At 58.3% G+C, this 5,358-nt stretch carries 3 protein-coding genes and 2 pseudogenes; all 5 read right to left on the bottom strand.

The features are described from left to right. A pseudogene (locus VAE48_RS05360) lies at window positions 1-396 on the bottom strand (hypothetical protein); the annotation flags it as partial. A 112-nt stretch (window positions 397-508) separates the two neighbouring features. Beyond that, window positions 509-733 carry a DUF433 domain-containing protein gene (locus VAE48_RS05355; protein WP_322792288.1) on the bottom strand — a complete coding sequence of 75 codons (225 nt, stop codon included), beginning with the start codon at window positions 731-733 and terminating at the stop codon, window positions 509-511. 193 nt (window positions 734-926) lie between these two features. Further along, window positions 927-2,075 carry a PP2C family serine/threonine-protein phosphatase gene (locus VAE48_RS05350; protein WP_322792287.1) on the bottom strand — a complete coding sequence of 383 codons (1,149 nt, stop codon included), beginning with the start codon at window positions 2,073-2,075 and terminating at the stop codon, window positions 927-929. Next, complete coding sequence (locus VAE48_RS05345) at window positions 2,072-4,036, bottom strand: FHA domain-containing protein (RefSeq protein ID WP_322792286.1); 1,965 nt, start codon at window positions 4,034-4,036, stop codon at window positions 2,072-2,074. Before VAE48_RS05345 ends, VAE48_RS05350 begins: the two co-directional genes overlap by 4 nt. A 79-nt stretch (window positions 4,037-4,115) precedes the next feature. Further along, window positions 4,116-5,358: pseudogene (locus VAE48_RS05340) on the bottom strand (hypothetical protein); the annotation flags it as partial.

Here is a 5,358-nt window from a genome sequence, read left to right as displayed (position 1 = left end):
GGCAATTCCAATCCAGAAGTAAATTTTGGCGGGAATATACCAGCCCGGCGCGGCGGCGTAGGCATAGGTGCCGCGGAAGGCGAAGTGCGGCCTGACGCCCGCCAGCAGCCAGAATCCCAGCCCGTGGACGGCCTCGTGTAGAATCAGGGTCAAGACCAGCGTCAGCATGAGCAGCAAAAAGGTCAGCAGGCTTTGCAGTCCCTCAAACCGAAATACAAACACCTGACCTTCAGCCTCCGGGCGGAGAAAAGAGGCAACTGCGATAAAAAACCACGCCGAAACCAGCACCAGTCCCAGCCCGGCCAGGTTCAGCATCAGCAGGGTGCTGCGCGATTTCAGGGTAAAACGATCCCGCTCGACATAACCGGCTGGTAAGGTTTGAGTGGCAGAACGCATGCTCTAAAACCTGTTTGTTGGTATAAATTGCGGATGCGGATTTTGTGGTCTTCTACGATCCATAAGAGGCAAATTTTCGTCCAGCTTGAATTTCAAGTTTCCCCCGTGGAGCTCATTCAGTGGAAATGACCCGCTCAGAGGCCAGTTCCGCAGCATAGGCGATTGCCGCAGAGATATCCTCGCGCTTTAAGCTTGGGTAACTTCGTAAGATCTCCTCAGCACTCAAGCCGGCTGCAAGATTATCCAAAATCACGGAAACCATGATCCGTGTGCCTTTAATGATCGCCTTTCCATGGCAAATTTGGGGATCGGAGGTTATGTAATCACGCCAGTTCATTCTTCACCGCCTGTTTTCATACTCTTAATCTATCAAACGTCTGTTCGGAATAAATCATTTTTACATCAATTTTCGAGTTTTCGTCCCCCTCCCGCCTCCCCCAAAATCGCAGGGGCGATTTTGGGGGAGGTGCAGGTGGGGGTGATTGGCATTGCATGCCATGGTTTTGCACGAAAGCCGTATTCAGGTCATTTTACCACGATTGAGGGGTGTAGGTCGGCCAGGGGGTGGGAGTTGCATCCTCCCCCTGCAGGGTGGGCGGAGTGGCGGGTGTGCCCGTCTGGACGGGAATCAGCACCGCCGGAAGGGTCGGGGAAGGCATCTGCCCGCCGGTGGGCAGCAGGACGGGCGGGGAGGACACCACGGGTTGTGTCAGGGCCGGTGTGGGGGTTGGCAAAGGTTCGCTCCGCTTGAGCAGCCACAATGCGCCGCCGCCCAGCAGCCCGCCCAGCAAGGCCACTATCAACAGCGCGATGCAGCCCCACAGCCACCAGCGCCGCGTGATTTTTGGCCTGGGCTGCGGTAAACTGCCGGGCGGTACTTCGACAACCAGCAGGGTGATATTATCATGTCCGCCGCGCTGATTGGCGAGTTCAATCAGGCTTTCGGCGGCCTGGTGGGCCGGCTGACTCTCCAACCGGCTGAGAATTTCTTCGTCACTGACCAGATCGGTCAGGCCATCCGAGCACAGCAGAAGCCGGTCGCCTTCCCGCAGATGCAGCCCCTGATTATTTCTGGCCTGCTCGTCGCTTTCTCCGTCATTCAGGCGCAGGCGAAGGTCAACCTGAGGCGGGGTGGGCGAGCCGAGAAAGCGGCGGATGACATGGCTGTTGGGGTGATGCTGTGCCTGTTCGGGCGAAATCAGGCCGCGCTCCAGCGCTTCCTGAATCCAGGTATGGTCGGTGGTCAACTGGTGAATGCTACGCTTGCGCAGCAGGTAAATGCGCGAATCGCCCACACTGGCGGTAAATAACCGATCACCAAGGATGTATGCGCACACACAGGTTGCCCCCATGCCGTTTTTTTCACGGCTGGCCTGGGCATGGTCGTAAATTGTGTTGCTGGCAGCGATGATTGCCTCTTCCAGCAGCGTGGTTGGGGGGAGTTTATCGCCGTTTTCCAGCACATAGGCTGAAATCAGGTTGACCGTCATTTCGGCGGCTACCTCACCGGCGCGGTGCCCGCCGATCCCATCTGCCAGCACCGCCAGCAAAGCCGGCGTACTACTGCCTTGGCTGCTGCGCAAGGCGACCACTGCAAAGCGGTCTTCATTGTTCTTCCCGCGCATGCCGGGATCGGTCAGGGCAACAACCGGTAAATGGGCTTGCTGGCTGCGAATCATCCCTCTTCCTGATAGTGTCGGATGAGCGGGTCGGGCTGGGAGGTGGGTTTTGCGGTTTCAAAGCGCAGGGTGACAAAACCCACATGAATCAGGTCGCCATGCTGCAGGCGGGTACCCTCCGCCGCTACCGGCACATAATTGACCCACGTACCTGCCAGCGAACCGTGATCATAAATCCAGTACTCACCGCTTTCGTTCAGTACAATGCGCGCGTGAACGGGGGAAACACTCACGGAGGAGATACAAATTTGCGAGCGCAAGGGGTCGCTTCCCAGCAGATTATCTCTTCGTTTCAAGGGGAGCAGGTGGTTGGCCGGCAGCCTGCTGCCGCTTTCCGGGCTGCCCATCCCATCTTCACTGACCTGCAACAACCACGCCGGTGCAGAGGAGACCGGGATGGAGGCCGGACGCGCCGAAGTCAGGCGGCGCGCCATAGAGGTGGGGTTAATCGTTCCACGTCGTTTCTGGTTGGGAGGTGGCAGCGGTTGCGTGAGCGGATCGCGGTTGCGCCGGCGCTGGTTGGGTAATTGCTGGCGGTTCTTTCTGCCGGCGAACAAAAGCATGCCCCCCAGCAGTAAACCACACAGCACAATTGCGCCCAGCACCAGCGGACGGTTGCCGCTCAGCGCGGCCTGCCATGCGTTGGGCGGGCGGCTTTCCACACTCACCCGCACCGGCATGCGGATGCTGCGCCCGGTCAACCCCAGCGCGTCTTCTACCTCAACCTGCATTTCCACCTGCTGCTCGCTTTCGATCTCCCGCAGCGACCATGTAAAACTGTCGAACGGGGGACGGGTGTTTTCCTGCACCACTTCACCGTTGACCAACAAACGGCTGGCGCGGATGGCGCGCGGATAGCCGTCCGGAAACTCGATAATCACCCGGTAAGTGAGTGCATCGGGTTCAAGGTCACTGGTGCGGCTGTTGGGTGGGAAAAAGCGGCGCTCAACCTGGGTTTGGGGTGAGAGGAAAATCGGATTGGGCGGCTGAATGTTGAGAAACACCGGCTGGTTGGAAGAACGCCATTCTTCATCACCCTGCCGGATGGCGAGCGCAAGGGTGTGCGTTGCGCTGCTGTTCAGGTGCGATTCATACTCCAACCGGTACTGATACCGTCGTGATTTCAGATAGCCTTCCATTTCCGGCAGGCTTTCACTGCCGGTGAAAATGGACAGTTCTCCGCCGCTTTGGCCGGCCAGGTCACTCAGGGCGTCGAAAACTGCCGGATTGGCGGCAATGGACTGGGCTGAAGTGGTCAGCCAGATGTAAATTGGGACGTTCAACCGCCCGGCACGGTCGGTCAGGTTCTGAATGCCTTCCAGGCTTGATGCGGGCAGTAGCGGAGTGACCAGCAATACCACGCTGCGCGGTTTGCCGTTTCCGCTGATGTCGGTCACAAGGTCAAGGGCGCGGGCGGCGGCGGTTAAGCCGGGCTGTTCGTTGAGCAGGTTGACCTCAGCAAGGCTGTCGAGAGTGGTCAGCCACTCCTGCTGGTCTGTTGAGCGAATCAGCTGCAAACCGCTGTTGGTGGCGATACTCAGCCGCTCCGTGCCGGATGTTTCGTTTCCCATCCATTGCTGCAGGCGCTGTAAAACCGCTTCGTAACGGCGCACCCCGGCGTAGCGGGTATTCAATTCCGGCCCAAAGTTGATTGCCACAATGACATCCAGCCCCGGCTGTAATAATTCCAGCTGTTCCACCGGCTGCCTGTGTTGCTCATCGTTCAGTCCGTTGCCCTCAATGACCTGAATATCCTCCGGCTTTAAATCGGTCAGGAAATTGCCCTGGGCATCGTAGGCTTCAAAAGTGATTTGCACGCGCGGGAATAATTCGGTGCCGATGGCAACAATTTCCACCCTGCCCTGCGGCAAATTTTGCGCCCGGGCAGGTGGTATTCCACCCATTGCCCCCAGCAGAATTGGTATGAAAAATAAAATCAGGCAGCGCTGCCGGAAAGTCATATTCTTTGTACCCCCAATTTTACCCCAAATGACCTGTTCCTTACTTGACGCTCAGGCAACGGCTGGATGACGCTTGGGCTTATTCTGCGGCGTAAATGCGCACTGGCGGCATTTCCCATACCAGCCGGTATGAACGGCCTTCCAGCTGCACGCTCTCTCCACCGGGTAAAGGCTGGCTGGCAAAGATGGCACACGGCTCAAAAGGCTGGCGCGGCAGGGCTGCCGAACGGTTGCGCACACCGACATGTTCGATGCGGAACTGCCCCACCCGTGCGGCGCGGTACAACTCCCACAGCGGATATTCCCATTCTTCATCCGGCAAATACAAACCGACCTGCGTGCAGTGCCGTTCGTCAATCAGATAATTCACCCCCTCGATGTACGGCACAACCAGATTCTTGCGGATGATCATTACCTCGCGGCGAGGCAGGTTGAAGATGTTCCAGTCCTGAACAAGGGGTTTGCTCTGGTTGAAGTAAAATACCGGCAGCGTAGCCGCCAGCAAGAACAGCCCCGCCACACGGCTCCAGCGCGCCGAAATCACCTGCGGCAGCAAACCAACCACGCCAGCCGAAAGCACCAGCAAGGGCAGATGCAGGCGGGCATGCCACAACTGCCAGCGCAAAAAACCGCAAAATAGTAGGAAACCCGCCAGCAAGATGCCGGTTAAAATCCACGCCTCGCCGTTCTCCAAACGCCGGCGGCGGAAAGCCAGCCCAACCAGTGTAAAAAGGAATACCAGCAGGTGCAGGGGAGCGCCGGTAAAATCCTCGTTGACCACAAAGCGAGTTAAGGCAAAGCGGTGATCCTGCCAGGTGGTTTGCGGGTCGTTAACGTCCAACTTCAGCCATTCGTGCAGGCCGCCGACTGCCCCTTCCACTACCTCATTAACAGGAGAAACCGAAATCAGATGCAGGGCAAGGTTGCGGCTGAGATTGGAAACCAGCACACCTGCCCCAAAATGCTCGTTGCGGTACAGGCGGGTTTCTTCAGCCGGTCCCAGCGGGCTGCCAAAGGCAGCCAGATTACGGGCATAATGCGGCAGGTTGAGCAGCAATGCCAGCCCGGCAATCAGGATGAGCGGGCGCAAAGCCCCCAGCCGGCTGCTCTGCCAGCGGCGCACCGCGTAAACCAGCAGGATTGGAAAAGCGAACAGATACGCGGTGGATTTGGTCAACACTGCCAGCCCAAGGCACAGGCCCAGGCCGACCTGAGCAGCCCGGTTCGGAGCGCGCAAGTCCTGCAGGGCAAATACGGCAAGGCACACCAGCCAGAAGGCCACGGTAAGGTCATTCTGAGTGCTGGTCATTTGCAGCACGGTC

It is taken from the genome of Bellilinea sp. (genome assembly GCF_034432615.1).
GTDB lineage: Bacteria > Chloroflexota > Anaerolineae > Anaerolineales > Anaerolineaceae > Bellilinea.
The sequence above is the reverse complement of the archived record's forward strand: the minus strand, read 5'-3'. Positions and strand labels throughout refer to the sequence as shown.